A 2,772-nucleotide genomic window follows, 5' to 3' on the forward strand; every position below is an offset into this window, starting at 1 on the left:
CGGAGGCCGCGGCCTCCGCGGGCGGGCGGGGAGGTGTGGACACGGCCACTCGGGTGCTTTCGGCGCGTGACGCGCGGACCGGGGACGAGGAGGCCGAGGACTCCGCCGAGGCGGAGGACGCGAAGGGCTCCGTCGAGACCGCGGGTTCCGGGTCCGTGGACCCCGACTCCGGCTCCACGGACGGAACATCCGGCGGGCGTGCCGATTCCGCCGCGGAGAGCGACGAGGGGTTGCACGCCGCCGTCGCGGCCTGGACCCGGTCCGCCGAGGAGACGGACCGGGACGAGGACGACGAGGGCGCCGAGGGCACCAGGGGCGTCCAGGAGGCCGAGGAGGCCACCGGCGGTGCCCCGGGCACCGGGAGCGGCCCGGAGGACGGCGAGGGCGGCGGCGCGAGCCGGGACGAGGACGCCGACGAGGTCTCCGGGAGCGGAGCGGCCGGCGGTGCCGGGGCGACCGACGAGCCCGGGAGGTCCGGGAAGTCCGACGCGGCCGACGCGACCGACGAGCCCGGGGGCGCGCACGACGCCGACGCCGGCATCGACGTCGATGCCGGCTCGGACGCCAAGTCCGGGGCCGAGCCGGAGGCTGACGCCGACACAGCCTCAGAGAGCGAAGCCTCCCCCACGGACGGGAACGACGGCGACGGCAGCTCCGGGGGCGCCCGCGACGACGACAGCGACGACGACACGGACGCGAGCCCCGAACCGCGGCCCGAGGCCGCGGCCGAAGCCGGGCCCAAGCCCGACACCGACACTCAGGCCGAGGCCGAGGCCGAGCCCGAGGCCAAGTCCGAGAGTCCGAAGGCCGTTCCCGCGCCCAGCGCGGACAAGGCCGACGAGATCGACGAGACCGAAGACGACACCGACGCCGAGACCGGCGAGGGTACGGGCGGCGCCAAGCGCCCCACCGACCAGCCCACCGCCGTCTTCAAGGCTCCGCGCCCCTCCGCGCCCGCCGTCGACCAGCCCACCACCATGCTCAAGTGGGACGACGCGGCCAAGGGCTCGGCCAAGGACGCGGACGAGGCCGACACGACCGGCAAGGCGGCCGACAGGACCACCGGCAAGACCGCCGCCGGGGCCGAGGACGTCGACGGGCCCGATTCCGGGACCAAGACTTCCGGAGCCAAGACTTCCGGGACCAAGGCTTCCGGGACCAAGACTTCCGAGGCCAAGGCTTCCGGGACCAAGACTTCCGAGGCCAAGGGCGAATCCTCCTCCGAGGCCGCGCCCGACCCAGAGTCCGAGCCCGCCTCCAAGCCCGCCGGCACGTTCGTGCCGCTCAAGGATCCGGACGCACCCGGGACCCGCAAACCCCCGAAGCGGGTGGACTCCGCCACCACCTCGCTGCGGCTGCCGCCTTCGGCCCGGACGCAGCCCGCCGCGCCCCCGGCCGACAGCACCCGTTCCGTCCCGCAGGTCGGACCGGAGCTGACGCGGCAGCAGCCGCTGCCGCCCAAGCCGCCGCTGGACCTGCTGGCCGAACTGACCAACACCCCGCCGCCGCCGGACACCCCGCTGCGCACGACCGTGCGGCGGGTCAAGATCTGGACGCCGCTGGTCGCGCTCCTGGTGATCCTCTTCGCAGTCGTGCAGAACATGCGTGCGCTTCCCGCACCCACGCTCGAGCTGACCGCCGAGGACACGTTCACCTTCGACGGCGGCAAGGTCGACATCCCGTGGCCGGCCGACGGCCAGGCCGCGCTGGACGTCCAGGGCATCGGCACCTTCGGCTCCTCCGGCGAGCAGAAGCCCGTGCCGATCGCCAGTGTCGCCAAGGTCATGACCACGTATCTGATCCTGCGCGAGCACCCGCTCAAGAGCGGTGCCGAAGGCCCGATGATCAAGATCGACGAGCCCGCGGAGAAGCAGTCCGACGCCGGGCAGGAGTCCACCGTCGACGTGACCGCCGGCGACGAGATCTCGCAGCGGGAGGCCCTGGAGGCCGTGCTGATCGCGTCCGCGAACAACGTGGCGCGACTGGTGGCCCGCTGGGACGCGGGGTCCGAGGAGGCGTTCGTCGAGAAGATGAACAAGACCGCCGAGGACCTGGGCATGGCCGACACCACGTACACGGACCCCTCGGGCCTGAACAACACCACGGTGAGCACGGCCGTGGACCAGGTGAAGCTGGGCAGGGCCGCGATGAAGCTGCCCGCCTTCCGCGAGATCGCCGCGATGATGTCGTACGACGACTACAAGGGCGTCAACCACCCCAACTGGAACCAGCTGGTGGGGTCCAACGGCGTCGTCGGCATCAAGACCGGAACCACCACCTCGGCGCTCGGCAACCTCGTCTTCGCCGCGAAGAAGGACGTCGACGGCGAGACCCGGGCCATCGTCGGTGCCGTGGTGCGCCAGCCCGCGGGCGGTGCCGACAACACGATCCTGGCCGGTGCGCTCTCCGCGGGCGACCGGCTGATCCGGGCGGCGCAGGACGCGCTGGAGACGGCGACGGTGCTGAAGAAGGGCAGCGTCGTCGGGTACGTGGACGACGGGCTGGGCGGCCGTACGCCCGTCGCCCTCACCGAGGACGTCGAGGCCGTCGGCTGGCCGGGGCTGAAGGTGAAACTGACGTTCACCGGCGGGGAGCTGCCGCACCGGGCGAAGGCCGGTACGGAGGTGGGCTCGCTCACCGTGGGCGACGGCACCGACAGCGGCGCCGTCAAGGTCCCGGTCGCCCTCCAGGAGGACCTCGTGGAGCCGGGCTTCACGGACAAGCTGACGCGTCTCGCCTGACCCGTCCCGACACGGCGCGGCGCCTTGCCCG

Annotated in this window: 1 protein-coding gene; it reads left to right on the top strand. The window is 73.3% G+C overall.

The features are described 5' to 3' along the window. Positions 1-35 precede the first annotated feature (35 nt). Positions 36-2,741, top strand: coding sequence for a hypothetical protein (locus AOK18_RS08020; protein ID WP_055693871.1), 2,706 nt, complete (start codon positions 36-38; stop codon positions 2,739-2,741). The last annotated feature ends 31 nt before the right edge of the window (positions 2,742-2,772 follow it).

This window comes from Streptomyces prasinopilosus, from assembly GCF_001419695.1.
In the GTDB taxonomy this organism is placed as follows: domain Bacteria; phylum Actinomycetota; class Actinomycetes; order Streptomycetales; family Streptomycetaceae; genus Streptomyces; species Streptomyces prasinopilosus.